Source organism: uncultured Roseobacter sp., assembly GCF_947495275.1.
Classification (GTDB): domain Bacteria; phylum Pseudomonadota; class Alphaproteobacteria; order Rhodobacterales; family Rhodobacteraceae; genus Roseobacter.
Genome location: NZ_CANLYL010000007.1, coordinates 184,321 through 210,858, shown reverse-complemented (window position 1 = coordinate 210,858; position 26,538 = coordinate 184,321). Strand labels below are relative to the sequence as shown.

The window sequence follows — 26,538 nt, the reverse complement described above, 5'->3', positions numbered from 1 at the left end:
AGACATCAGGCAGAGCGCCGAAACGCCCCCTTGATTTCGGAGAGTTTGATCGCCCCGATTATATGCGCAATTCCGAAATAGCTGATCATGCCGATCGCAATGAGGGCGGTCAGCGCCAGAGCCCGCCACCAGGGCAGGCCTAGAAACGGGCTCAAGGCAACATTGCTGAACCAAAGAGCAATGCCCATTAGGCCGGAAGCCAGGACCAGACGCCATATGCGTTGGCGAAATCGCGTGTCGAAGCGCGCTACATCGCCGTATACGGCGGCACCTGTGCGCAGCAGAGCAACCATCAGCCAGGCGGCCAGGGTCGTTGCGATGGCAGGCGCAATCCAGCCAATGAAAGGTGCAAGCCCGATGGCGACCGCTGCGTTCACCACCATGGACACAACCGCGTAGTGAAAGGGTCGGCGCGTATCCTCGCGTGCAAAAAACAGGGGCTGCAGTATCTTTTGCAACACGAATGCAGGAAGCCCCAGCCCGTAAATGGCAACGGCGGTGGCGATGGCCGCCGTGTCATCAACTGTTGCGGCCCCGCGTTCGAACAATACGGACACCAGCGGGAAAGGCACCACGACCAGCGCCACGGCGGCCGGGATCGTCAGCGCGAGGGATATTTCGGCAGCCCGGCTCAAGGCCAGTTTGGCCCCTGTATCGTCCTTAGCCTGAAGGCGGCGCGAAAGATCGGGCAGCAGCACGACGCCAACTGCGATGCCCACAACGCCCAAGGGAAGTTGATAAAGCCGATCCGCTGCAAAGAGCCATCCGACGGCCTTGTCGAAATAGCTGGCCACCTGTTGTCCGACCAGCAGGTTGATCTGTACGACCCCACCTGCCAGAGCCGCCGGAATGGCGACCTTGATCAACCGTCGCATGTCCGGTGTCAGACGGGGCCGCCTCGGCATGATCGAAAACCCTGCGCGTTTGGCTGCATGCCAGAGCAGCGCCAATTGCAGGACACCAGCAACGGGAATGGCCCAGATAAGTGCGCGCGCGATATCCCCGCCAAGATAGGCGGCAGTCGCCATGGCGGAGATCAGCAGGATGTTGAGCAGAACGGGTGCCGCTGCCGCCGCTGCGAACCTGCCAGCGGCATTCAACATGCCCGACAGCAAAGCCGCCAGCGAGATGAACAGAACATAGGGAAAGGCGACGCGCCCGAATTCGACGGAAAGACCAAATTGCTCCTGTCCGGCAAAACCAGAGGCCAGCGCGTAGATCAGCCATGGCATGGCGGCCATGGCAATCAGCGTCAATACAATCAGGATGCTGGCCAGCCCTGCAAAAGCGTCAGAGGCGAAACCATCGGGGTTGTCGCCGCTTTCCAAGCGCTTGGAGAACATCGGCACAAAGGCCATGTTGAAAGCGCCCTCGGCAAAGAAACGGCGAAACATGTTGGGCAATCTGAAGGCCACGACATAGGCCTGATACAGCGGCCCTGTGCCCAGATACGCCAGGATCATGGCGTCCCGCACAAAGCCCAGAATACGACTCATCAGGGTCCAGCCGCCAACGGTGAAAAAGCCGGACATCAGGCGGATGGGCTTCACGCGCTGGCCCTTTCAACGCCTTCGTCAATGGCCTGGCGGAGTTTTTTCTCCAACGTGCGCTGTTTGCTCTGAGAATAGTATTTGAGGCCGAACATGTCCTTCACGTAGAAGGTGTCGACCACCTGTTCGCCGTAGGTCGCAATGACTGCATTTGCGATATAAACGTTCGCCGCGGCCAATGTGCGGGCAAGATCATACAGCAGGCCCGGACGGTCGCGGGTATCCACTTCGATGATCGTATAGATTTCGGAGCCGTCATTGTCGAAAGTGATGTGGGTCGGCACCTTGAAGGCGCGTTCGCGTTTCTTGATCTTGTCGCGGGATTTGAAGGCTTCGCGCGCGACAACTTCACCGCCAAGCGTCTTTTCGATCATCTGGCGCAGTCGTGGCAGGCGTGCGGCATCATAGGGGTTGCCGTCGCTGTCTTGTATCCAATAGGCGTCGGTTACCATGCCGTCCTTGGTCGTGTAACTGCGCGCGTCCACAACGTTCGCCCCGACCAGCGCCAGCGCCCCGGCAAGCCGCGCAAAAATCCCCGGGTGATCGGCCATCACAAAGCACACACGGGTGGCATCCCGGTCGTCATCGGGATGCAGGTCAATCAGGATTTCATCGTCTTTCACATCCCTTAGCATCTGCGCAAAGACCACATGCGCCGTTACGTGCAGCGCCTGCCAATACGGGTCATAGTGTCGTGAGGTTTCTTTTTGCAGGTCCTTGCGGGGCCAGTCGCTGAGGGCCTCGCGCAGCGCGCGTTTGGCCTCCGCGCCGCGGTTTTCGCGGTTGAGGTCTTCCAGACCGGTTTCAAGCGCGCGCCGGGTCTGACGGTATAACGCGCGGATCAGGACGGCTTTCCAGTTGTTCCAAGTATTCGGTCCCACACCGCGAATATCGCAGACCGTCAGCACACAGAGCAAATCGAGCCGTTTCACGGTTTGCACCGCCTTGGCAAAATCGCGCACTGTGCGCGGGTCGGCGATATCACGTTTCTGCGCCATGTCGGACATCAGCAGATGGTAGCGCACCAGCCATTCGACGGTATCCGTATCCGTTTTCGACAGCCCGAGTCGTGGCGCAATTTTCCGTGCCATCTGCGCGCCCAGAATGGAGTGATCTTCCGGGCGTCCTTTTCCGATGTCGTGAATGAGCAGAGCGGTGTAGAGAACCTTGCGATCCACGCCGCGCTTCAGGATCGAGGAGGCAACGGGCAGGTCTTCTTCCAGCTCTCCCCGTTCGATCTGGGCCAGGTTCGCGATACACTGGATGATGTGCTCATCCACCGTGTAGCTGTGATACATGTTGAATTGCATCATCGCGACAATATGCTCGAACTCCGGCAAAAAGGCAGACAGCACGCCCAGCTCATTCATCCGGCGCAACGCCCGTTCCGGGTTGCCGTGTTTGAGCAGAAGATCGAAGAATATGCGCCGTGCTTCGGGGGCCGCTCGGACATCGTCGTCGATCAGGTGTAGATTGGATTTGACCAACCGCATCGCATCGGGGTGGATCAGCATGCCCGTGCGCAACGCTTCCTCGAAGAGCCGCAGGAGATTTAGTTTGTCGGAAAGGAAGGATTGGTCATCTTTCAGCGCAATGCGGTTACGCATGACTTTAAACCCATCCCGAACCTTTGGACGCCGCCGGAATATCCGTTCCAGAATGGGTTCCGCCTTGACGTGATCAGCTTCCAGTTTCGTCAGGAAGATGCGGGTCAGATCACCCACCTCGGTTGCATGCAGGAAGAAGTGCTGCATGAAGATTTCCACGCCGCGACGGCCCCGCGCGTCTTCATAGCCCATGGCCTCGGCCACCATGACCTGCATGTCGAATGTCAGCTGCTCCGACGCGCGGTTATTGATCAGGTGAAGATGTCCACGCACCGCCCACAGAAAATTTTCTGCGGCGACAAACCCACGGTATTCATCGGCGGTGAAGACATCCAGACCCACCAGATCAGCAGCATCTTTGACGCTGTGAATGTACTTGGCGATCCAGTAGAGCGATTGCAGGTCACGCAATCCGCCCTTGCCTTCCTTGACATTCGGCTCAACCACATAGCGCTGACCGTGCTTGATGTGCCGGGCTTCACGCTCGTTCAGTTTCGCTTCGACAAATTCCCGCCCGGATCCTGAAAACAGCTCCGTGCGCAGACGGTCGGCGAGATCCTGGGTCAGCGCTTCATCGCCCGCCAGATAGCGGTGTTCCAGCATGGCCGTGCGGATGGTGAAATCTTCGGCTCCCAAACGCAGGCATTCTGCAACGGTTCGGCTGGCATGTCCGACCTTGAGTTTCAGGTCCCACAGGATGTAGAGCATGGATTCGATCACGCTCTCGGCCCAGGCGGTGATCTTGTAAGGCGTCAGAAACAACAGATCGACATCTGAAAATGGGGCCATCTCTCCGCGGCCATAGCCGCCCACAGCGATCACGGCGAGATGCTCGCTGGCCGTCGGGTTGGGTTTCGGATGCAACACCTCTTGCGCCACATGCAGCGCAGATTTCACCAAACAATCGGTCAGATAGGTATAGGCACGCGTCATCGGTCGCGCTTCGAAGGGATGGTTCTGAAAAGCCTCTGCGATCTCAGCACGCCCCTTTTTTTGCTGAGCTTTCAGAATTTTCACGGCCTGCGAACGAATGTCGGCAGGCGTGGACGCTTTCTGCAAGGCCGCCGTGAGGTCGCGGTTGAATGCCTGCGTGTCAAAAATCTGTTCGGACGCACAGATCAAATCGCCCACCGTGGGCACATCAATCTGCTGAACTGAAAGGGCCATTTCTGAAGCCTTAGAAACCCGCGCCGCCAAACGATTGCGGTGCCGGGCTGAGTATGACGACCTGAGCGTCCGAAATGGTAGCCACCGCAAGTCCGCGCTCGTTCGTGCCGTCAGGACGCAAACGGAAAATGCCGCTGGCACCCCGGAACCCGGCGCCTTGTGTCAGTGCCCCTCCAGTCAGGGCATCCGACTGCCCTTGGCTGACCAGCGCGCCGATCGCTGCAATGCCATCAAAGGCGAGGCCCCCGATGGGGTGAGGCAGGCTGCCATAGGCGCCTTGGTACTGCGCGCTGAAATTGGCGGTTGCAGAAGGGTCGGGGACCGCGAACCATCCGCCCTGCACGCCCGGCAGGCTGAGTGTCTGGGGTGGAATATCCCAGCGCGTGAGGCCGATGAATTGTGATGTCGCGGTTGTAACCCCGGCTTCGGGCAGCAATTGTGACAGAAGCGGAAGCGCTGTCGCCGTGTCGGTTGTCATGAAAACAGCGTCTGCGGCATTGCTTTGCACGGCAGACTTGATTTGCGGGATGGCTGCGATCACGTCTTGCTGCGATAGCGCGTAGCCAACGGAGCCTACAACCGAGGCACCTTGCGCATTGACCGCATTGGCGATTGCGTCGCGACCCTGGGCGCCGGCATCATCCTGCCCATAAACCACCACAAACCGCTCTTTTCCCTGAGCGCGTGCGTGGCCCACCATTCGATTTGCCGTGTTTTGAAAGGTCTGGCCAAGGATGAAAACATTCCCGCCAGCAATCGCGGCGTTGTTGGAAAATGACAGAACGCTGACACCTTTCCCGGATACGGCGTTGCCAACCGCATTTGCGGAAGCAGCATAAACCGGCCCGAGGATGATCTTTGCGCCTTCATCAATGGCCTGTTCGGCGCGTGCAGCGGCCGTTCCGGCATCGCCCGCCGTTTGATAAACACGCAAGTCAATGGTCGCGCCATTTAGATCCCGCATTGCCAGTCTTGCCGCATTTTCAAGGCTTTGTGCCAAAATCGCATCGCCGGTCTGTCCGGATCCGCTAGGTACAAGCAAAGCCACTGGCACAGCTTCGCCCGTGTTGATGCTGGGCCCGATCCCGAAGCCACCGGGAACCTGATCGCACGCTGCAACGGCCAGCGCAACAAGGGGTAACAGGGCGGCGCGCAAGACCTTGCGGGCGAATGGGAAAACGGCAAACATATGCGGGTACTCCAGCAGTCAGGGTGTTCGCGCGGATGCGCGGATTTGGAGCAATCATAAACGTCACGAAAGGCGGGTCCAGCTTTGAATTTCCAAAAGGTGGCTTTGAGCGCAGGTCTCTACTTTATTGGCGTCCCTATCGGTACCGCGCGGGACATTACGCTGCGCGCCCTTGATGTCTTGGCCTCTGCCGATGTGCTGGCCGCCGAGGATACACGCAGTTTGCGGCGATTGATGGATATTCACGGGGTGCCGCTGGCCGGTCGTCCCTTGGTTGCGTTGCACGATCACAGTGGGGCGGGGGTCACTGAGCGCCTGATCCGAGCCATTGAAGAGGGACGTTCTGTTGCCTATGCCTCGGAGGCCGGAATGCCCCTGATTGCCGACCCGGGTTTCGAATTGAGCCGGGCGGTTGGTCAGGCAGGGCATATGCTGACCTGTGCACCGGGCCCCTCTGCGATTTTGACTGCGCTTGTTCTGGCTGGCTTGCCAACAGATGCCTTTCACTTCGCTGGTTTTTTGCCAAATGCCAAAGCCGCTCGTCGTAGCGCGCTGGAAACCCTGCGAGACGTTCCCGGCACGTTAGTATTCTATGAGAGCCCAAAGCGGCTGGCAGCGATGCTGGAGGATGCGCAAGCTACGCTCGGCGCTACGCGTTCCGCCGCCGTGTGCCGTGAACTGACCAAGAAATTCGAAGAGATCAGGCGTGGAACACTCCGGGAACTAGCCGAAGCTTATGCGGGTAACGCCCCAAAGGGCGAGGTTGTGGTCCTGATTGACCGTAACCGTTCGGAAACCATTAGCGAAGATAACTTAAGGGGTGATCTGGAAGGCGCGTTGGAAGGGATGTCGATGCGGGATGCCGTCGATATGGTCTCTAAAGCGCACAAATTGCCCCGTCGCCAAGTCTATCAACTGGCTTTGGAGCTATCAAAAGGATGAAGCATGGCGGCAAGAAATGCGCGCGTTGCAATGGGTCAAATGGCTTTTCATGCAGGTAGTGCCGCTGAGGAGATTGCGGCAGCAGCCTATGAGCACCGGGGATTTGCCATTCTGGAAAAGCGGTGGCGGGGAGAAGGCGGCGAAATCGATCTCATTGCGCGCAAAGACGGCGTGGTGGTGTTCATTGAGGTCAAGAAAAGCAAGAGTTTCGCAGCCGCGGCATCCCATATCGTGGCCTCTCAAATTAAGCGTATCACGGTCTCGGCAGAGCAATATCTGAGTACTCAGCCCGCAGGACTACTGACCGAAGCTCGCTTTGACGCGGCATTGGTTGACAGCGTGGGGTCAGTTCAGATCATCCCGAACGCATTTGATGCATCATGAGATTGTGAGGGCATTGCACCTTAGGGGATGCTGCGCCATGTAAGGGGCAGCAACGCAGGAGTGGCTATGAAAATTGCCTTTCAGATGGACCCGATCACCAACGTAGACATCAATGCGGACAGCTCGTTCCGCCTTGCGGAGGAAGCGCAGGCGAGGGGGCATGATCTTTTCTACTATACGCCGGATCACCTGGCCTATCAGGAAGGACGGATTACTGCGCGCGGGCACGATTTGCGCGTGCAACGCGTCCAGGGCGAGCATGCTCAACTGGGCCATGCCCGCGAAGTCGATCTCGCGGATTTCGATGTCATCTGGTTGCGTCAGGATCCACCGTTTGACATGCACTACATCACCTCAACCCATCTTCTAGATCGTCTGACACCGGGAACGCTGGTGGTGAACGACCCGTTTTGGGTAAGAAACTATCCGGAAAAGCTGCTGGTCCTCGATTATCCGGATCTGACGCCACCCACCAGCATTGCGCGCGATCTCTCCACCATAAAGGCCTTCAAGGAAAAGCACGGAGATATTATTCTCAAACCACTTTATGGCAACGGCGGTGCCGGGGTTTTCCGTCTGGACGCGAATGATCGCAATCTGAGTTCATTGCATGAGCTCTTCACCGGTTTTTCGCGCGAGCCTTTGATCGTGCAGAAGTTCCTTCCCGATGTGTCGAAAGGCGACAAACGCATCATTCTTGTGGACGGTGAAGCGGTGGGCGCAATCAACCGGGTGCCAGCAGCGGGCGAGACCCGCTCGAACATGCATGTTGGCGGTCGGCCAGAAAAAATTGGCATGACGGAACGCGATCTGGAGATTTGTGCCGCTATTGGCCCGTTGCTGAAGGAAAAGGGACAGGTTTTTGTGGGTATTGATGTTATCGGTGACTACCTGACAGAAATCAACGTCACGTCGCCCACCGGCATTCAGGAACTGGAACGTTTTGATGGCGTGAATATTGCCGCGAAAATCTGGGAGGCGATCGAGCTCCGCAGAGGTTAAGCCTCTGCCGGACTGGCAAGACGAAAGCTGACGGCTTCTGCGACGTGCGGGCTGCGCACGTGTTCGGATTGATCCAGATCGGCAATAGTGCGCGCAACGCGCATCACCCGGTGGTAGCCGCGCGCGGAAAGCTTGAAACGCTCTGCCGCTCGCAAGAGTAGCGCGCGCCCTCCGGCGTCTGGCCTTGCTATTTCTTCAAGAGCCTCGCCTGCGGCATCGGCATTTGTGCGCATGTCTGCGTGATGTGCGAAGCGGTTGTGCTGCACCGCCTGGGCTGCGGCTACGCGCGCGGCGATGGTCGCGGATTTTTCTCCGTTCGAAGGTAAATCGAGATCCGTATAGGCCACGGGTGGCACGTCGATCCGCAGATCGAAGCGGTCCATAAGCGGGCCTGAAATGCGTCCGAGGTAGTCTTCTCCGCAGATCGGCACCCGCGCACAGGCTCTTTCTGGATCGGAGAGATATCCACATTTGCACGGGTTTGCGGCGGCAACCAACATGAAGCGGCAGGGATATTTCACATGCGCATTTGCCCGCGAGATCATGACTTCCGCGGTCTCCAGCGGTTGGCGCAGGGTTTCCAGAACGTTGCGCTGATATTCGGGAAATTCGTCCATGAAGAGAACGCCATTATGGGCCAGGGAAACTTCACCAGGTTTTGCCAGCCTGCCGCCGCCGATGATCGCTGCCATGGATGAGGTGTGATGCGGATCACGGAAGGGCCGGTCGCGGGTAATGCCGCCTTCATCCAGCAGGCCGGCGATCGAATGGATCATGGAGGTCTCAAGCGCTTCCATCGCGGTCATGGGCGGTAATATTCCTGGCAATCGTTGGGCCAGCATGGATTTTCCGGAACCTGGTGTGCCCACAAAAATCAGATGATGACGGCCAGCCGCGGCAATCTCCAGCGCTCTTTTAGCACGCTCCTGTCCTTTAACTTCTGACAAATCCATGGTCTGGGGCGTGGGGGCAATTTCACCGGGACGCGCCTGTGCGATCGGTACCTGGCCGGTGAAATGACGCACGACATCGCCCAGCGATTTGGCGGCGGTAACACGTGCATCACTTACCCAAGCGGCTTCGCGCCCGCATTCCTCGGGACATAGCAAGTTAAACCCTTCGCTCGCTGCCGTCATCGCGGCAGGCAGCGCGCCGGTGACAGGTACGATTTTGCCATCAAGAGAAAGCTCTCCCAGAGCGATCACGGATTGGGTGACGTCTTTTGGGATTATCTCCAGAGCGGCCAGAAGGGAGACGGCAATGGGAAGGTCAAAGTGGCTGCCTTCCTTGGGCAGGTCCGCGGGGCTGAGATTGATGGTGACTTTCTTGGACGGGAAAGCGATGGCCATGCAAGCCAGCGCTGCGCGTACCCGTTCTTTTGCTTCGGATACGGCCTTGTCGGGCAGGCCAACGATACTGAAGCCGGGTAAACCCGGAGACAATGAACATTGCACTTCGACAAGGCAGGCTTCCACCCCCCGAAAAGCAACCGAATGGGCCAAAGATACCACGATACCCCCCTTTGGATCGATATGGTTAATCGGTACTTTACGGGGGTTGATGAAAGGTTAACTCTGACCCGTGTTCTGGATCAGACTGGCCAGGCGCGCGTTTGTGCCGTTTTGGGATAGGGGAAAGGATCGTAAGTCTTTTTTAGACCCTCAGCGCGCCATCTTTGAAATACCTGATCGCGGATGACTTGCATGCAGTAGTCGCGCGCCTGATCCGAAACGGGTAGATCGTACCCGATGATCCGGGCCGCGACAGGGGCATAAAAAACATCAGCCAGCGAGTAGTCGCCGAATATCCAGCCAGCTTCCGCATCTGACAAGCTGCGCGCTCCGGCCCACAGCTCTTCAATACGATCAAGATCAGCAAGAACTGCCTCTGATGCCTCAAAACCCTCGTTCACATGCTGCAGCTGCATAGGGCAGGCCTCCCGCAGTGCAAAGAAGCCTGACGCCATCTCCGCGCAGAGCCATCGGGCGCGTGCGCGTTGGGTCGGGTCGGTTGGCCACATCGCCTTGTCAGGATGCCGCTCTGCCAGCGTTTCTGCCATTGCCATGGTTTCTCCCACCACAAGGCCGTCAGCTGTTTTCAGAACGGGAACAAGGCGCGCTGGTGCCAAGTTCGCCAGATCAGATGTCATGGTGCCGCTGTAAAGCCCGACCATGTGAGAGCGAAATGAGAGGCCGAATTTCTCCAGCATCAGCCAGCCACGCAAGGACCAACTCGAGAAAGTACGATCACCGATATACAGATCATAAGTCATGGGTGCACCCTAGTCGTGCAGCACCAAGTTAGACAAATTGTGATCTGTGCGCTGCCCGATCACGGAAGGTGATTGATCTCGAAGACGCGCGCGCCCTCTGTCGTCAACGTGATACGGGTGACGGAAAGATTATCGATCTTCTGTGCAATTGCCTTTTCCGGTGTGATTTTCAGCGCGCGCTGGATCTGGGTGAGGATGACACCAATATGCGCAACGGCAACAATATGCTGTGCGGTGTGGGCATCCGTGAGCCGCAGCACAGTTGACGCAACGCGCTCTGCCGTCATGTTCCAGCTTTCGCCTTCGGGCGGTCGCACATCACCGGGCATTTCCCAAAAGGCGCGGCTGAGGTCAGGGTCCCGCTCGGCGACGTCCTTGAAGTGCATTCCGTCCCAGACACCAAAGTTCATCTCCCTCAATCCGCGGTCGTGCGACAGGCGCGTGTGACGGCTGCCGGCAATGGCGTCCGCGGTCTGTACGGCACGTATCAGGTCCGAGGAGATCAGCAGGGCGTTCTGCGGCAGATAGGCGCGTAACCGGGCGATCTGATCGGCATCCGACAAATCCGCTGGAACATCACGCCAGCCGACAAAGGCTTTCTCATGGGTCGGACCATGTCGAACCCAATGCCAGGTTGTCATGGCAGACGTCCCTTCAATACGCTCGGTAATCCCGCCGTGATCATGACAGCGGTGTCTGCCTGAGCGGCCAGGGCGATGTTGAGCCTTCCTTGCGCCTCTCGAAATTTTCGGGCCAACGTGTTGTCTGGTACAATCCCATGACCAACTTCATTTGAGACGATAACAACAGGCGCAGGCGACCCGGCGAGTGCAGTCAAAAGATCGGATTGTGCGGCATCCAAATCGCGTTCATCGATCATTTGATTGGTTAACCACATGGTTGCACAATCCACCAAAACGGCTTGATCTGATTCCAATAGGGACAAGGTGGGAGAAAGATTCAAATCTGCCTCAAAATTGAGCCAATTGTCACTTCTGCGCGATTTATGCACCTCGACCCGCATTTTTACTTCGTCATCAAATATTCTTGATGTCGCAATGTAAACGGGAGCTAAACGACTGCTTAACAAAAGGTTTTCGGCCCAAACCGATTTACCCGAGGCCGCACCCCCTAGTACGAAGCTCAATTTTGGCAACATTTTATAAACCTTTGCGGTGAACCAATCGTCTGCATTGTGCGTATCTATATCAATTGTACACGGCAAGGTGTGCTTCATCTGACTGGGAGATGTCGCTATGGCTTTGGATACAGTAAGAGATATGTCGCTCTCGCGGAAAGCGATGAAGGCTGAATTGTTGGACGCGGAAACAGAGTTGCGACTGGCCTATGCCTGGCGCGACGATCGATGTGAAAAATCCCTTCACCGACTGATCACGGCCTACATGCGGCTCGCGATCTCAATGGCCTCAAAGTTCAAGCGGTACGGTGCGCCCATGAACGATCTGATCCAGGAAGCAGGTCTGGGTCTGATGAAAGCGGCCGATAAATTCGATCCGGACCGCGGCGTTCGTTTCTCTACCTATGCCGTATGGTGGATCAAAGCCTCTATCCAGGACTACGTGATGCGCAATTGGTCGATGGTTCGGACCGGTTCGACGTCTTCACAGAAATCTCTCTTCTTCAACATGCGTCGCGTACAGGCCCGCCTCGAACGTGAGAGTGCTGCGGTGGGCGAGACGCTGGACCGCCATCAGCTGCGCCAGATGATTTCATCAGAGATCGGTGTTCCCCTGCACGATGTCGAGATGATGGAGGGGCGCTTGTCCGGTTCGGATTACTCACTGAACGCGACGCAATCGACAGAAGATGAGGGTCGCGAGTGGATTGATGCCTTGGAAGATGACAGTGTCCAGGCGGCAGAAACCGTCGAACACCAGCACGACACCGAACAACTGCGCGCCTGGTTGCTGAAAGCAATGAACGATCTGAACGAGCGGGAGCGGTTCATCGTGCGGGAGCGCAAGCTTCGGGATCAACCGCGCACGCTGGAAAGCCTGGGGCAGGAGTTGTCTCTCAGCAAGGAACGCGTCCGGCAGCTTGAGGCGGCAGCCTTTGGGAAAATGCGCAAATCACTTGAAACGCAATCGCGCGAAGTGCATCACTTCCTGATGTGAACACGTCCATTATTCCGCTTCTGATTATTGCCGGATCAGTCGTTTTGACTGCATCTTCTGTTTGGTCAGAAGACATTATTCCGCCGCCGCCGCAGGCTGCGCGTGATGCCGATGTGGTTTTTATCGGCGAACAGCACGACAATCCCAGTCATCACCAACTGCAAGCCCGCTGGGTCGAAGCGCTGGAGCCCAGAGCTCTGGTCTTCGAGATGCTCACACCTTTGCAAGCTGAGGCCGTCACGGAGGACAATCGCCAGGATGAGGCTGCCCTGAAATCCGCGCTGGCATGGGAGACTTCGGGCTGGCCGGATTTTGCGATGTACTATCCGATTTTCGAGGCGGCACCTCTGGCCAGAATCTACGGGGCAGGTGTGCCTCGTGACGAAGTGCGCAATCTGATGACTGCGCCATTGGACGTGGCATTCGGGGCGGAAGACGCGATCCGGTTCGGAATAGACAAGGCTTTGTCTGAGGTTGAGCAAATGCAACGCGAACAGATACAGCGCATTGCCCATTGCGAGGCGTTGCCGGAGGAGTTTCTTCCAACCATGGTATCCATCCAACGCCTGCGAGATGCTGTTTTGGCGCGCGCGTCTAGCAAGGCGCTATCACAGACGGGCGGACCCGTTGTGGTGATAACGGGCAATGGTCATGCCCGAACCGATTGGGGTGCGCCTTTTTTGCTGGCGTTTTCTGACCCGGACATAGAGATTTTTTCGCTGGGGCAGGGTGAGGCAGAGACTGATCCGGATGGTGTTTTTGACATGATCGTGGACGGACCTTCGGTGGATCGGGGCAATCCATGTGATGCCTTCAACTGAGCTTCTGGGGCTGGTGATCGGTTTGTTGGCGGCTTATGGTCTGGAAAAGTTCACCCCGGACAAGGGCGCAAAATGCTGACCGGAAAACATATTTTATTGATCATCGGTGGCGGTATCGCCGCCTTCAAATCGCTCGACCTGATCCGTCGGCTGCGCGAACGGGGGGCAGTTGTCACACCGGTGCTTACCAACGCCGGAGAAGCGTTTGTCACGCCACTGTCTGTATCGGCTTTGGCAGGGCGCAAAGTCTTCCGTGATCTCTTTGACCTGACGGACGAAGCGGAAATGGGTCATATCCAACTCAGCCGCGTTGCTGATCTGATCGTTGTTGCGCCCGCCACGGCGGATTTGATGGCGAAGATGACAAGCGGCGTAGCGAACGATCTGGCAAGCACGTTGCTTCTGGCAACCGACACGCCGGTCATGATCGCGCCCGCGATGAATGTGCGCATGTGGCAGCACGCCGCAACGCAACGCAACCTAGAGACCTTGCGGCGTGATGGCGCACAGGTGGTTGGACCCAATGAGGGGGACATGGCTTGCGGTGAATTCGGTCCGGGGCGGATGGCCGAGCCCATGGAAATCATCGCGTCGATTGAGGCGCATCTGACCGATGGACCCCTTTCAGGCAAGCGCATTCTCGTAACCTCCGGTCCAACCCATGAGCCCATCGACCCGGTTCGCTATATCGCGAACAGATCATCGGGCGCGCAGGGAACCGCAATTGCTCGTGGGTTGATTGCACTCGGCGCAGAGGTGATTTTCGTGACTGGGCCGGCTGAAGTCTCTCCGCCGGAAGGTGCACAAGTCGTTTCCGTACAGACTGCCCAGGAAATGCTCACGGCGGTACACGCCGCTTTACCTGTGGAAGCTGGTATTTTCGCCGCCGCGGTGGCGGATTGGCGCGTGGCGGGTGCAAGCGAGCGAAAGCTCAAGAAATCCAAGGATGGTGTGCCGCGCCTTGAGTTTGCAGAGAACCCGGACATTCTCAAAGAGGTGTCGCATCTTGAAGAGAACCGCCCGAAGCTGGTGATTGGATTTGCCGCAGAGACCAACGATGTTGCTGATAACGCCGTCGCGAAGTGGAAGCGTAAAGGCTGTGACTGGATCGTGGCCAATGATGTCTCGACCGGCAGTGGGGTCATGGGGGGCTCTGAAAATACGGTAATGCTGATTGATGAAAATGGTGTCGAGAACTGGCCTACCATGCCAAAGACCGATGTCGCCAGGCGGTTGGCAGAACGCATCGCACAGGCATTGGCGTGATTTTTACCTGTGGCAGAGGGTGATATTTTGGTTCAGATCAAAGTGACCTGGGTCGACGGGGCGGACCGCGAGGTGCCGCTACCCACCTATCAGACGGCGGGAGCTGCTGGCGCAGATGTACGCGCAAATCTGCTCCATGGTGCGGTGACATTACAGCCGGGTGCGCGGGCGTTGGTTCCTACGGGTTTCCAGATTGAAATTCCGGAGGGGTATGAGGTTCAGGTGCGCCCTCGTTCCGGGCTTGCGTTGAAGCATGGCATCATGTTGGTCAATAGCCCGGGCACAATTGACAGCGATTATCGTGGACCCGTTGGCGTGATCCTGTTGAACGCGGGTGAGGGTGCATTTGTTGTGACCCATGGCATGCGTATTGCGCAACTGGTTGTTGCTCCGGTTGTTCGCGGTCGATTTGAAATATCTCAACAGCTTAGCGAGACGGCGCGCGGGGTCGGTGGATTTGGCTCAACCGGAGGCGATTGATGCTGTTAGTCCTGATCATGGCGGCAACGCTTTGGGGGCTCGGCGCGCTCATGGGCGCCCCCCGTTCAACACGGTTGATGATGCTCGCGGTTCTTTACGTAGGAGTTTTGATCATTCAACTCACGTTACCCACCGGTAACGCGCTGCGTCTCGCGACAGGTGGCAGCGCCGCACCCTGGCTTCTTATTGGAGGCTTTGCAGTCATAGTGCTGGTTTATCGGCGGGTTCTAAAAGCTCTCCGCACAAAGGCGGATGCGGCCCAGGTACCGCCCCAGACCGACGGCCCCAAGCCTGCTTTCAGCGATACGGAACTCAATCGTTACGCCCGCCATTTCGTCCTGCGTGAAATCGGCGGCCCGGGGCAAAAAAAGATCAAAGAGGCTCGCGTTCTGGTGGTCGGCGCAGGGGGTCTGGGCGCGCCCGCCTTGCAATATCTGGCAGCTGCCGGGGTAGGTACAATTGGCGTGATTGATGACGATGTGGTTGAGAACGCGAACCTGCAACGTCAGGTCATCCACAAAGATGCGGCGATCGGGACGCCCAAAGTGTTCTCCGCCCAATCAGAGATGATCGCGCAAAATCCTCACGTGACCATACGTCCCTATCACCGGCGTTTGACCAAAGACATCGCGGCCGAGCTCTTTGCAGATTATGATCTTGTCTTGGATGGAACCGATAATTTTGAGACGCGATATCTGACCAACAGCGTCGCGGTGGCGCGCAAAATCCCACTTATCTCCGGCGCGCTCAGCCAGTGGGAAGGACAGCTCAGTGTGCTCGATCCGGCAAATGGCGCGCCTTGCTATCGTTGTATTTTCCCGCAAGCACCGGCCCCCCATTTGGCACCATCCTGCGCGGAGGCGGGTGTTCTGAGCCCCTTGCCCGGCGTCATTGGGGCGATGATGGCCGCTGAAGCTCTCAAGATTATCACTGGCGCGGGTGCGGCCCTGCGCGGACAGATGGTCATATACGACGCGCTTTACGGTGAAAGCCGGACCATTTCAGTCGCGCGCCGGGAAGACTGCCCGACCTGCGGGATCGCGCAAGCAGGAACGGGCTGACGCTGGAAAAGAACAAGGGGGGTGGTTGTGCATCCAGTAGGTGCGGCCTAGCTTGTGCCTCAAAGGAGATATCCATGAAAAATCCGTTGCTACAAGACTGGAAGACACCTTTTCAGATTCCCCCTTTTGATCAGATCACGGACGAAGATTTCGCCCCGGCTGTCGAGGGGGCGTTGGCGCAACATGCGGCTGAAATTGATGCCATAGCAACGACGGACGCACCAGCGACTTTTGCCAATACGATTGAGGCGCTGGAGGCAGCGGGCAAGATGCTGGACACGGTTCTGGGGGTTTTCTTCAACGTTGCCGGAGCAGATAGCAACCCGACAAGAGAGGATTTGCAGCGGCAGTTCTCCCCCCTGCTTGCAGCTCATTTTTCGGAAATTTCGAGCAATGAGGCCTTGTTCGCGCGGGTCGCCGAGGTCTGGAGCCAACGCGATACATTGGCGTTGGCGCCAGAACAATCACGGGTTCTTTTGTTGACCCACCGCGGATTTGTGCGATCCGGTGCCGCTTTGTCCGCAGATCAAAAAGAGCGCATGAAGCAGATCAAGGGACGGCTGGCTACACTTGGCACCAAGTTTACCCAAAACCTGCTGGCCGATGAGCGGGATTGGTTCATGCCCCTCTCAGAAAGCGACATGAAAGGATTACCTGATTTCGTAGTTGACGCCGCCCGTGCCGCCGGGGAAGAAAAGCAGGCGGGCGGTCCGGTTGTCACCTTGTCGCGGTCGTTGATTGTGCCGTTTTTGCAGTTTTCCGAGCGAAGAGATTTGCGCGAAAAGGCCTTCGCCGCCTGGACAGCACGCGGGGCCAACGGCGGTGATACGGATAATCGCGACATCGCGGCAGAGATACTGAGTTTGCGCGAGGAACGTGCAAAACTCCTCGGCTATGAGAATTTCGCCGCCTACAAGCTGGAAACAGAAATGGCCAAGTCCCCTGAGGCCGTGCGGGACCTGCTGATGGCGGTATGGGCGCCTGCGCGACAGCGGGCCGAGGCGGATGCCGAAATCTTGACCCGCATGATGCAGGAAGACGGTGTGAACGGGCCATTGGCACCCTGGGACTGGCGCTATTATTCCGAAAAACGCCGGGTGATCGAGCATGATCTGGATGAGGCTGCCCTGAAACCCTACTTCCAGCTCGACCGTATGATTGACGCGGCTTTTTCCTGTGCAACGCGGCTTTTCCGGCTGGAATTCAAGCCGCTGGAGGTGGCACTTTATCATCCTGACTGCAGGGCCTGGGAGGTCACACGGGACGGGCACCATGTGGCGGTGTTCGTCGGGGACTACTTTGCGCGCGGATCAAAACGCTCTGGCGCATGGTGCTCTGCCATACGGTCGCAGGCGAAATTCCCGAAAGTGCAAACGCCCGTAGTGTTGAATGTGTGCAATTTCGCCAAGGGTGATCCGGCTTTGCTCTCCTATGACGATGCGCGCACGCTTTTCCATGAATTTGGTCACGCGTTGCATCAGATGCTTTCCAACGTGACCTACGAGACCGTTTCCGGAACTTCCGTTGCACGGGATTTTGTCGAACTGCCAAGCCAGCTTTATGAACATTGGCTCGATGTGCCGGCCGTTCTGGCAGAGTTTGCAACCCACGCCCAAACCGGCGCGCCTATGCCCGAAGATATGCTGGAACGCGTGTTGGCAGCAGCGACCTATGACATGGGGTTTCAAACAGTTGAATATGTCGCTTCAGCGCTTGTTGATCTGTCCTTCCACGATGGCGATGCTCCCAAAGATCCGATGAAGAAACAGACGGAAGTGCTTGCCGCATTGGGTATGCCTGGTGCGATCACGATGCGCCATGCAACGCCGCATTTTGCGCATGTCTTTGCGGGCGACGGGTATTCCAGCGGGTACTACAGTTACATGTGGTCGGAGGTGATGGATGCGGACGCCTTTGAAGCCTTCGAGGAGGCTGGCGGCGCATTTGATCCCGAACGGGCGCAGGCGCTCGAAGAACATATTCTGTCAACCGGCGGCAGTCGCGATGCGGCGGAACTCTACACCGCGTTCCGGGGGCGTTTGCCGGGGGTCGAAGCCTTACTGAAAGGGCGTGGCCTGGCGGCGGAGTAAGCTCAGTAGCCGTTGGCGCGGTCAACAAGGTGCATGAAGGGTTCACCTGCCTCGCCGCGCCGCACGTTTTCGGCAATGACCTGAGAGGCCGTGATTGGCCGCGTTTCTGCCGCAACATGAGGGGTCACCGTGACATGCGGATGGGTCCAGAATGGGTGATCTTGCGGCAAGGGCTCGGTTCGAAACACATCGAGCGTTGCATGCGCGATTTTGCCACTGTCCAAAGCTGTCAGAAGAGCGGCGTCGTCGATCAGCGGTCCCCGCCCGGGATTGATGATAAATGCCCCGTCAGGCAACTGGGCGAGGGTTTTTGCGTTGAGCGTGTTTTCTGTCTCCGGCGTATCGGGCATCAATAAGATCAGAATCTCGGCATTGGAAAGCGCATCTGCCAAGCCGTTGGCTCCGTGATACAGGGTCAATTCGCTTATTGATTTGGGTCGGCGGCTCCATCCGCTCACATCAAAATCAAGACTTTTGAGTGTTTGGGCCACTGAACTGCCAAGCGCGCCCAGGCCCAGGATGCAAACGCGACGCTCCGCCGCCAAGGCCGGCGTATGCGGTTCCCAGGTGTGATCAGGATTGTTGATGTGGCGATCCATCCCAAGATGGTATCGCATGACATGACCAACAACCCATTCCGTCATCGACTGTGTCATCCCGGGATCAACCATGCGGGCGAGCGGGATGTTCAGGGTTTCGTTGTCCACCACAGCTTCGACCCCGGCCCATAGATTCAGCACGGCTTTGGCGCGTTTGAAAGGGGTGAAATCCTGAAGCGGAGAATTGGGCGCGTAGACGATGTAATCGACCTCTGCGGCCGCAATCTCCGGCGATAGGTGTACGCTGAGGCCAAGCGTCGAAAACGCGGATTTCAACGGGCTCCGGTAAGTCTCCCAACGATCAATATGGGCGGCGAACAATACGTTGATGGTCATTCCAGAAAACTACCTGAGGCGATGGACATGGGCGCTCTGCATCAGTCCGAACGCCAGCATCAACACGAGCATGGCCGAACCACCGTAGCTGACGAGAGGCAAAGGTACCCCGACAACCGGTGCCAGCCCCATGACCATCGACATGTTCACGGCAAAGAACAAAAAGAAGTTGAGCGCGATGCCCAGAATGAGAAGGGATGAAAATCGATCCTTGTTCATCAGGGCGGACCAGACGCAAAAAACGATGATCAGCGCGTAGAGGCCCAGCAAGGAAAAACCACCCAGAAATCCGAATTCCTCCGCCAGGGTGGTGAAGATGAAATCGGTATGTTTTTCAGGCAGGAAATTCAGGCGGCTTTGGGTTCCTTGCATAAAGCCGCGCCCGGTCCACCCCCCTGACCCCAGTGCGATCTTGGATTGCGTAATGTGATATCCTGCACCCAGCGGATCAGAGCTGGGATCGAGAAATGTATCAATACGGCGGAACTGATAGTCTTTGATCAGTTGCCAGGACGTCCCGCGCGATTTGAACACGGTCGTGACGAGGCCGATCGCGCTGGCCAGAACGGCGGCAAAATATGCCCAGTGAACACCGGCCAGAAACATCAAACCGCCCCCGGCGGCCAGCAGCAAAATGGATGTGCCAAGATCTGGCTGACGCAGTACCAAAAACGTCGGGATAATAATGACGATGACAGGCAAAATGACCCAGAATGGGTGGGACGTGCGTTTGGCGGGCAACCAATCGTAATAAGCGGCCAGAAACATCACCAGCGTGATCTTCATCAACTCTGAGGGTTGAAGGCGCATGAACCCCAAGTCAATCCAGCGCTGAGCGCCCATACCCACCGTGCCGAAAAGCTCCACCGCGACGAGCAACCCGATGGTGACCAGATAGGCAATTCCCGCCAAACTGCGCCAAAACCAGATCGGCACCATGGCGACGCCGAGCATCAGGACGAACCCCATCAAAAACCGCTTCATCTGAGGTTCGGCCCAGGGGCTGAACGACCCGCCCGCTACGGAATAAAGCATCAAGAAACCCGCGCCGGAGACCGATGCGAGCAGGATGGCGACGGGCCAGTTCAGATGGAGGATCTTGCGAAAGCCGGTCGGCGCTGTTTTGACCGCATATTCAAGATAGCTCATGCCTGATCCCGCCCGATGAAGGAAGCCTGAGGTTGCATATCGCGGAGTTTTTCCTGCTGTAAATCAATGCGTTCGCGATCTTTGGCGGGGTAGGCCTCAAGCGGCGGGGCAGCGCCGTAAAGCGCTTGCAGCATGATGTCGCGTGCAATGGGGGCTGCTGCTTTCGAGCCCCCACCACCATGCTCGACCACAACAGCAGCGGCGTATTTTGGTTTATCAATCGGGGCGAAGCTTACAAACAAAGCGTGATCGCGCCGTTCCCAAGGCAAATCTTCATTACGAATGACGCCCGCACGCCGTTCGGCTGCTGTGATGTTGCGCACTTGACTGGTGCCGGTTTTCCCCGCCATGCGCATGGTGTCCTCGATGATCCGGGAGCCATAGGCAGTGCCGCGACGATCATTGACGACAGCGTTCATGGCGCGGCGCATTTTTCGCAGATTATTTTCATTCAAACCGAGATCTTCGCCACCGCGAGAGGGCGTTTCAACCCCATCGATTGACTTGATCAGGCGCGGCTCTACCGCGCGACCAGTGGCGATACGGGCGCTCATCACCGCCAGCTGCATCGGTGAGGCCAGCATAAATCCTTGGCCAATCGAGACATTTACCGTGTCACCAACGCGCCAGTCTTGACCGTAATTGGTTGCCTTCCAATCCATCGTTGGCGCGATCCCTTGTGCAACGGCAGACATCGGGACGTCATGCCGGATGCCGAGGCCGAAACGCTTTGCCATGGCAGAGATTTTTTCGATCCCAATCTTGATGGCCAGATCATAATAGTAGACGTCGCAAGAGCGTTTGAGAGAGGTTTGCAGATCGACCCAGCCGTGCCCAGCTCGTTTCCAGCAGTGGAAACGGCGACCTGAAACCGTCAGATGCCCGGGGCAGTATACTGTTTCGTCGGGCCCTATCAGGCCAGCTTCCAGAGCCGCCATAGCCGTCATCATTTTGAAGGTCGACCCGGGAGGGTAGAGACCCTGCACAGTCTTGCTTGCGAGCGGCCGATACTTGTTTTCCGTCAGGGATTTGTAGTCTTTGACAGAGATACCTCGGACGAAGAGATTGGGATCAAACGTGGGTGCTGATGCGCAGGCAACAAGATCTCCGTTGTCGCAGTCGATGACAACGGCACTTGCGCTTTCCTCGCTCAAACGGGCCTGAACATAGCCCTGCAGTTTCGCATCGATGGTCAGTTGCAGATCAGACCCCGGGGTGCCTTCGCGCCGATCAATCTCGCGCATGACCCGTCCGGCAGCATTGACCTCGACCCTTTTCGCGCCGGCTTTCCCGCGCAGCATCGGTTCCAGTTTCGTTTCCACGCCGACCTTGCCAATCTGAAAGCGGGGGATGCGCAATACGGGCTCGGGATCGGTGATTTTTTCCAGATCATAATCTGATACCGGGCCGACATAACCCAATACATGCGCAAAATCAGACCCTTGCGGGTAAACTCGGCTCAACCCGACCTCCGGCGTGACGCCAGGCAGTGCCGGTGCATTCACAGAGACACGGCTGATGTCATCCCAACTGACATCTTCCGCAATCGTGACGGGCAGGAAGGAGGGCGATCTTTTTAATTCCAGCCTTGTACGCTCTAACGTCTCTTCGTCCAATGCAATGATCCTGGAAAGCCTTTCAAGGACGAGATCGGTATCCCCTGCATCCTCGCGCACAATCACGATGCGGTAGGATGGCGCATTCTGTGCAAGCCTGAGGCCATTGCGGTCGAAAACTTCGCCGCGCGATGGCGGGATAAGACGAACATTGATCCGGTTTTCCTCGGCCAAAAGCCGAAACTGATCCGCCTGATCAACCTGCAGGAACCGCATGCGTGCCGCGAGCCCGCCAATAAACAACAGCTGTGCGCCGCCCAGCAAGGCCGCACGCCGCGTGATGCGGCGATGGCTGAAGTCTGTTTCCGCGCGGGTTTTTTTCATCCTAGAACCCCTGATCGAAAGGCGGAGTGTTTCATATTCGGCCTCCTGACCCATCCATGTCGCCGGGCATGGCCTTGCGCACGCGCATCAACCCATGGGTGACCGCGACGACAAGCGGATAGAAGAGCATTGTCATGATCGTCTCGAACAGGGTCAAGCCAAAGGCAGGCAATTCCACCAAGGTGATTATCAAAAGCGCGCGATATGCCAAAGCGACGCCTGCCACCACAATGCAAACCGTAAGCCATTCGCGGGCAAACCCTGTGTCACGCAGTCCCCGCGCGCGGTTTTTCAGCCTTTCGCATGCCACAAGTGCCAGAAGCGCCCAAAGTCCGGGGGGGCGTTGCAATAGGAGATCGGCCAACAAAAAAAGCAATGCGAGGGCAATCGCTGGAACGTATTCGGGACGCCGAATTGACCACGCACAAGCGAAGGCCAAAAGTAGATCCGGCCCAACCCACCGGCGCGGCGTCGTGTCGAGTGGCAAAAGGTGGAAAAACAGGATGACACACACCAGCAAGGTGAAGCCGAGACGCATTGTCCAAAGTCTGGTTTGAGGAAGCTCGCTCATTGGCTGACCTCCTCTTGTGCTATCTGAGCGGGGGTGGGCAATTGAGGGCCGATGATACGGGCCGTGTCAGTGACCGGATCGGTGCCGTGGTGGCGCAGCACCCGAAGAAACTCCAGCCGTTGGTAATCGGCGGCCAGCCGCACGCGCAGTTTACCGGCCGGATCGGAGGCGACCTGACCGATCAGAAGCCCGGCGGGGAAAACACCGCCATCGCCTGAGCTGATGACACGGTGTCCCGGTCGTACCAGATCACTATCTTCGAGAAAGTCGATGGGAGGTGCGGAGGTATTGTCGCCCGACACGATCACCCTCTGCCCGGAGGGTTGGATGATCGCCGGAATACGACTGGAGGCATCGGTCAGCAAAATCACGCGCGCGGTGTTCTGCGCAACTCCCGAGATGCGCCCAACGACCCCAATGCCATCCATCGTGGCCCACCCGTCAACGACCCCATCGCGGGCACCGACGTTTAGCAGCACCGATTGACGAAAAGGCGATCCGCTATCTGCCAGAACAACGCCGGTAATATACGTCAACCGGGGATCCAGCCGAACCTTGTTCAAATCCAGCAGGCGGGCGTTCTCCTGCTCCAGCTGCAATGCGGCCTCTTTCCAGGCTTGCATCCGGCGCAGTTCAGATCGCAGCTCGCTGTTTTGCTCAGCCAGCCGCTGGTAGCTTTGAAAATCCTGTAGCAGGTTGACGACACCGGTAACCGGAGCCATGGCCCATTCAAGGTTGGGGACAAAGCGGTCGGCGACCTGCGCACGGAACCGCTCCACACGCGGGCTGTCGATGCGCCAGACCAGAAAAATGCCCAAAAGACACAAAACCAGGACGCTCAGCAGCAGCCGACGTACCGGGCCGGTAAATTCGCTGCTATTCGATCGGTCCGTTGCCATTTCTTGGCGTCTCCTGCCCCTTCGTCAGCCTGGGCAAACCCTGCCGCAGATTTCGGGCAAATTACCTTCAGGTCTCAGCTGTCATAGTCGATAGCGTGGCGTAATTGCTTCTCGTATTCCAGTGCTTTGCCGGTACCCAGCGCCACGCAGTTCAGGGATTCATCGGCAATCGAAACGGCCAAACCGGTCTGTTCGCGCAACGCAAGATCGAGATCTCCCAACAGCGCACCGCCGCCCGTGAGCATGACCCCGCGATCAACAATGTCGGCCGCCAGATCGGGCGGAGTGGTTTCCAGCGCGGTCATGACCGCCTCGCAAATCTGTTGCACAGGCTCCGCCAACGCTTCCGCAATCTGGGCCTGTGTCACTTCTATTTCTTTCGGTACGCCATTGAGAAGGTCGCGACCGCGAATTTGCATGGAAGTGCCGCGTCCGTCATCAGGCATACGTGCCGTGCCGATGGATGTTTTTACCCGCTCAGCGGTGGTTTCGCCAACAAGAAGGTTCTGCTGTCGACGCAGGTAGCTGATGATTGCCTCATCCATCCTGTCGCCACCGACACGAACGGAGCGCGCGTAGACGATATCACCAAGGCTGAGAACCGCGACCTCGGTGGTGCCGCCGCCAATGTCCACGACCATATTACCAGTAGGGTCGGTGATGGGCATGCCAGCCCCGATGGCCGCCGCAATCGGTTCCGCGATCAGACCGGCACGCCGTGCGCCAGCACTGAGAACCGATTGCCGGATGGCGCGCTTTTCAACGGGCGTCGCCCCATGCGGCACACAGACGATGATCTTGGGTTTGGAGAAGGTCGAACGTTTGTGGACCTTGCGGATAAAGTGCTTGATCATTTCTTCGGCGGTGTCGAAATCGGCGATAACACCTTCGCGCATGGGCCGGATCGCCTCGATGCTACCTGGGGTTCGCCCGAGCATCAGCTTGGCGTCTTCACCAACGGCCAGCACCTTCTTGACGCCGTCCTTCACGTGATAGGCGACCACCGAAGGCTCCGACAGAATCACGCCGCGCCCTTTTACGTAGACCAGCGTATTCGCGGTTCCGAGATCGATGGCCATATCGGATGAAAACAGCCCGCGGATTTTGTCAAACATTGCGATTTACCTTGCTCGAATTTGCCTTGGCCCGCGACTCCGAAGAGGCGGGCTTTTAACCCCTTATAGGCTTAGGCGGGTTAAGGTGAAAGAGGCGTTAACGATGACGCCAATATCCTGTTGCAAACGTGCTAATTTTGCGGTCGAGCGAGATTGAGCGGACTGTCGATCACTTTAGTTGCATGAAATCAACGCTGCTCGACGTTCGTTACCCTGGTCACATGGCCCGCACTTCAGGGTAAATCTCAATCTTGCCGGATTTCATTAGGCAAAAGCCTGCGCACGTCTGTCAAAGTGAGCGGGACGCGAAAACCGCGACCCGCTCAAATCCAGCTAGCTCACGTCTTTGTAGCTGATTTCGGGTTTGTCCTTGCCGCCTTTTTCACGACGGACCAACAGGCGGTTCAGCGCGTGGATGTAGGCCAGTGCCGAGGCTACCACCGTATCGGTATTGGCCGATTGCCCGGTGACGATGCGCCCCGCCTCTTCCATGCGGACAGAAACGGTGGCTTGAGCATCCGTTCCTTCGGTGACCGCGTGCACCTGATACAGTTGCAACCGTGCCTCATGCGGCACCAGCGCCTTGATGGCATTGAAAGACGCATCCACGGGCCCATCGCCTGTCTGGGTTGTCGCGTGGTCTTTGCCATCCACTTCCATCACCAGATCGGCCTGTTGCGGGCCATCCGTGCCGCACACCACCTTGAGCGACTTCAGTTTCAGACGGTCGTTTTCAGCATCCGAAGACGTGCGCATAAGGGCGATCAGGTCGTCGTCGTAGATTTCCTTCTTGCGGTCGGCCAGTTCCTTGAACCGCACGAAGACGTCCTTGAGCTGATTGTCGCCCAGTTCGAACCCCAGGTCTTCAAGCTTGGAGCGCAGGGCGGCGCGGCCGGAATGCTTGCCCATCACCAGATTGGTCTCAGACAGGCCCACATCTTCGGGGCGCATGATCTCGAAGGTTTCCGCGTTTTTCAGCATACCGTCCTGATGGATGCCGCTTTCATGGGCAAAGGCGTTCTTGCCCACGATGGCCTTGTTGAACTGCACCGGAAAGCCGGAAACGGTTGCCACACGGCGCGAGATATTCATGATCTTGGTGCTGTCCACGCCCGTCTGGAACGGCATGATGTCGTTGCGGACCTTCAGGGCCATCACCACCTCTTCGAGGGCGGTGTTACCCGCGCGTTCGCCCAAGCCATTGATTGTGCACTCAATCTGGCGCGCACCGGCTTCAACGGCTGCGAGGCTGTTTGCCGTCGCCATGCCCAGATCGTTGTGGCAATGGGTGGCAAAGGTGATCTCATCCGCACCCGGCACGCGCCGCAACAGCATCGCGATCAGCTCGGCAGATTCGCGCGGTGCGGTATAGCCAACGGTATCGGGAATATTGATCGTCGTGGCCCCTGCCTTGATGGCAATTTCCACAACACGGCAGAGGTAATCCTCTTCGGTGCGGGTCGCATCCATCGGCGACCACTGCACATTGTCGCAGAGGTTGCGCGCATGGGTGACGGTGTCATGGATGCGGTCGGCCATCTGGTCCATGTCGAGATTGGGGATCGCCCGGTGCAGCGGCGAGGTGCCGATGAAGGTGTGGATACGCGGACGGCGCGCATGTTTGACCGCTTCCCAGCAGCGATCAATATCGCCAAACTGTGCCCGGGCCAGCCCGCAAATCACTGAATTCCGGGCGTTTTTGGCGATCTCACTGACGGCGGCGAAATCTCCCTCCGAGGCGATCGGGAAACCGGCCTCGATGATGTCGACGCCCATCTCGTCCAGCAGCCCGGCGATTTCGAGCTTTTCGGCGTGGGTCATGGTCGCGCCGGGAGATTGCTCGCCGTCACGCAACGTGGTGTCAAATATCAGGACGCGATCCTGTTTGGCTTTATCTGTCATGTCTGGTTCTTTCGGTTTTCTGCTGTTTTCCCTATGGCGCGCTGCACGATCCTCTGAGCGG

Annotated in this window: 23 protein-coding genes; 9 read left to right on the top strand and 14 right to left on the bottom strand. The window is 57.7% G+C overall.

Going from position 1 to position 26,538, the window contains the following annotated elements:
* Positions 1-5 precede the first annotated feature (5 nt).
* Genes murJ through Q0802_RS14670 form a run of 3 tightly spaced genes read right to left on the bottom strand, consistent with a single transcriptional unit; the run spans position 6 to position 5,513 of the window.
* Complete coding sequence (murJ, locus tag Q0802_RS14680) at positions 6-1,550, bottom strand: murein biosynthesis integral membrane protein MurJ (protein WP_298919550.1); 1,545 nt, start codon at positions 1,548-1,550, stop codon at positions 6-8.
* The gene (locus Q0802_RS14675; RefSeq protein ID WP_298919549.1) at positions 1,547-4,324 is read right to left on the bottom strand and encodes a [protein-PII] uridylyltransferase; all 2,778 of its coding nucleotides are present in this window, start codon (positions 4,322-4,324) and stop codon (positions 1,547-1,549) included. The genes murJ and Q0802_RS14675 overlap by 4 nt, the downstream gene beginning before the upstream one ends.
* 10 nt (positions 4,325-4,334) lie before the next feature.
* Positions 4,335-5,513 carry a penicillin-binding protein activator gene (locus tag Q0802_RS14670; RefSeq protein ID WP_298919548.1) on the bottom strand — a complete coding sequence of 393 codons (1,179 nt, stop codon included), beginning with the start codon at positions 5,511-5,513 and terminating at the stop codon, positions 4,335-4,337.
* 84 nt (positions 5,514-5,597) lie between these two features.
* Between Q0802_RS14670 and rsmI the strand changes: the two genes are divergently transcribed.
* The 3 genes from rsmI to gshB all read left to right on the top strand — a co-directional run bounded on the left by rsmI (position 5,598) and on the right by gshB (position 7,841).
* Positions 5,598-6,455 (top strand): 16S rRNA (cytidine(1402)-2'-O)-methyltransferase, encoded by an 858-nt coding sequence (gene rsmI / locus Q0802_RS14665; protein ID WP_298919546.1) that lies wholly within the window; start codon positions 5,598-5,600, stop codon positions 6,453-6,455.
* 3 nt (positions 6,456-6,458) lie between these two features.
* Positions 6,459-6,839 carry a YraN family protein gene (locus tag Q0802_RS14660; protein ID WP_298919545.1) on the top strand — a complete coding sequence of 127 codons (381 nt, stop codon included), beginning with the start codon at positions 6,459-6,461 and terminating at the stop codon, positions 6,837-6,839.
* Positions 6,840-6,905: 66 nt separating this feature from the next.
* Entirely contained in the window at positions 6,906-7,841 is a 936-nt protein-coding gene (gshB, locus tag Q0802_RS14655) for a glutathione synthase (RefSeq protein WP_298919543.1), read from the top strand.
* Here gshB and Q0802_RS14650 read toward each other — a convergent pair.
* From Q0802_RS14650 to cobU, 4 genes are all read right to left on the bottom strand, one after another.
* The gene (locus Q0802_RS14650) at positions 7,838-9,352 is read right to left on the bottom strand and encodes a YifB family Mg chelatase-like AAA ATPase (protein WP_298919542.1); all 1,515 of its coding nucleotides are present in this window, start codon (positions 9,350-9,352) and stop codon (positions 7,838-7,840) included. The two genes, gshB and Q0802_RS14650, sit on opposite strands and share 4 nt — an antisense overlap.
* Before the next feature lie 80 nt (positions 9,353-9,432).
* Entirely contained in the window at positions 9,433-10,113 is a 681-nt protein-coding gene (locus Q0802_RS14645; protein ID WP_298919540.1) for a glutathione S-transferase, read from the bottom strand.
* Between the two features lie 59 nt (positions 10,114-10,172).
* The gene (locus Q0802_RS14640) at positions 10,173-10,754 is read right to left on the bottom strand and encodes a histidine phosphatase family protein (RefSeq protein WP_298919538.1); all 582 of its coding nucleotides are present in this window, start codon (positions 10,752-10,754) and stop codon (positions 10,173-10,175) included.
* The gene (gene cobU / locus Q0802_RS14635) at positions 10,751-11,350 is read right to left on the bottom strand and encodes a bifunctional adenosylcobinamide kinase/adenosylcobinamide-phosphate guanylyltransferase (RefSeq protein WP_366523330.1); all 600 of its coding nucleotides are present in this window, start codon (positions 11,348-11,350) and stop codon (positions 10,751-10,753) included. The genes Q0802_RS14640 and cobU overlap by 4 nt, the downstream gene beginning before the upstream one ends.
* 19 nt (positions 11,351-11,369) lie before the next feature.
* Between cobU and Q0802_RS14630 the strand changes: the two genes are divergently transcribed.
* The 6 genes from Q0802_RS14630 (at position 11,370) to Q0802_RS14605 (ending at position 17,966) form a co-directional block, all read left to right on the top strand.
* Positions 11,370-12,248, top strand: a complete 879-nt coding sequence (locus Q0802_RS14630; RefSeq protein ID WP_298919536.1) for an RNA polymerase factor sigma-32 — start codon at positions 11,370-11,372, stop codon at positions 12,246-12,248.
* Positions 12,249-12,292: 44 nt separating this feature from the next.
* Positions 12,293-13,069: a ChaN family lipoprotein gene (locus Q0802_RS14625; protein WP_298919534.1), complete on the top strand. Its 777-nt coding sequence runs from the start codon at positions 12,293-12,295 to the stop codon at positions 13,067-13,069.
* 72 nt (positions 13,070-13,141) lie between these two features.
* Positions 13,142-14,335: a bifunctional phosphopantothenoylcysteine decarboxylase/phosphopantothenate--cysteine ligase CoaBC gene (coaBC, locus tag Q0802_RS14620; RefSeq protein ID WP_298919532.1), complete on the top strand. Its 1,194-nt coding sequence runs from the start codon at positions 13,142-13,144 to the stop codon at positions 14,333-14,335.
* Between the two features lie 27 nt (positions 14,336-14,362).
* Positions 14,363-14,815, top strand: coding sequence for a dUTP diphosphatase (gene dut / locus Q0802_RS14615; RefSeq protein ID WP_298919531.1), 453 nt, complete (start codon positions 14,363-14,365; stop codon positions 14,813-14,815).
* Complete coding sequence (locus Q0802_RS14610; protein WP_298919530.1) at positions 14,815-15,876, top strand: HesA/MoeB/ThiF family protein; 1,062 nt, start codon at positions 14,815-14,817, stop codon at positions 15,874-15,876. Before dut ends, Q0802_RS14610 begins: the two co-directional genes overlap by 1 nt.
* Before the next feature lie 74 nt (positions 15,877-15,950).
* Positions 15,951-17,966, top strand: coding sequence for a M3 family metallopeptidase (locus Q0802_RS14605; protein WP_298919528.1), 2,016 nt, complete (start codon positions 15,951-15,953; stop codon positions 17,964-17,966).
* Positions 17,967-17,968: 2 nt separating this feature from the next.
* On the opposite strand, the gene Q0802_RS14600 is transcribed toward Q0802_RS14605, so the two are convergent.
* From Q0802_RS14600 to Q0802_RS14570, 7 genes are all read right to left on the bottom strand, one after another.
* Complete coding sequence (locus Q0802_RS14600) at positions 17,969-18,901, bottom strand: glyoxylate/hydroxypyruvate reductase A (protein ID WP_298919526.1); 933 nt, start codon at positions 18,899-18,901, stop codon at positions 17,969-17,971.
* Positions 18,902-18,910: 9 nt separating this feature from the next.
* Complete coding sequence (gene rodA, locus Q0802_RS14595) at positions 18,911-20,050, bottom strand: rod shape-determining protein RodA (protein ID WP_298919524.1); 1,140 nt, start codon at positions 20,048-20,050, stop codon at positions 18,911-18,913.
* Positions 20,047-21,990: a penicillin-binding protein 2 gene (mrdA, locus tag Q0802_RS14590; RefSeq protein WP_298919522.1), complete on the bottom strand. Its 1,944-nt coding sequence runs from the start codon at positions 21,988-21,990 to the stop codon at positions 20,047-20,049. The genes rodA and mrdA overlap by 4 nt, the downstream gene beginning before the upstream one ends.
* A 31-nt stretch (positions 21,991-22,021) precedes the next feature.
* On the bottom strand, positions 22,022-22,561 hold the full coding sequence (locus Q0802_RS14585) for a rod shape-determining protein MreD (RefSeq protein ID WP_298919520.1): 540 nt from the start codon (positions 22,559-22,561) through the stop codon (positions 22,022-22,024).
* Positions 22,558-23,460 (bottom strand): rod shape-determining protein MreC, encoded by a 903-nt coding sequence (mreC, locus tag Q0802_RS14580; protein ID WP_298919518.1) that lies wholly within the window; start codon positions 23,458-23,460, stop codon positions 22,558-22,560. The genes Q0802_RS14585 and mreC overlap by 4 nt, the downstream gene beginning before the upstream one ends.
* Positions 23,461-23,534: 74 nt before the next feature.
* Positions 23,535-24,581, bottom strand: coding sequence for a rod shape-determining protein (locus Q0802_RS14575; RefSeq protein ID WP_298919659.1), 1,047 nt, complete (start codon positions 24,579-24,581; stop codon positions 23,535-23,537).
* Between the two features lie 327 nt (positions 24,582-24,908).
* Positions 24,909-26,477, bottom strand: a complete 1,569-nt coding sequence (locus tag Q0802_RS14570; protein ID WP_298919516.1) for a 2-isopropylmalate synthase — start codon at positions 26,475-26,477, stop codon at positions 24,909-24,911.
* Positions 26,478-26,538 lie beyond the last annotated feature (61 nt).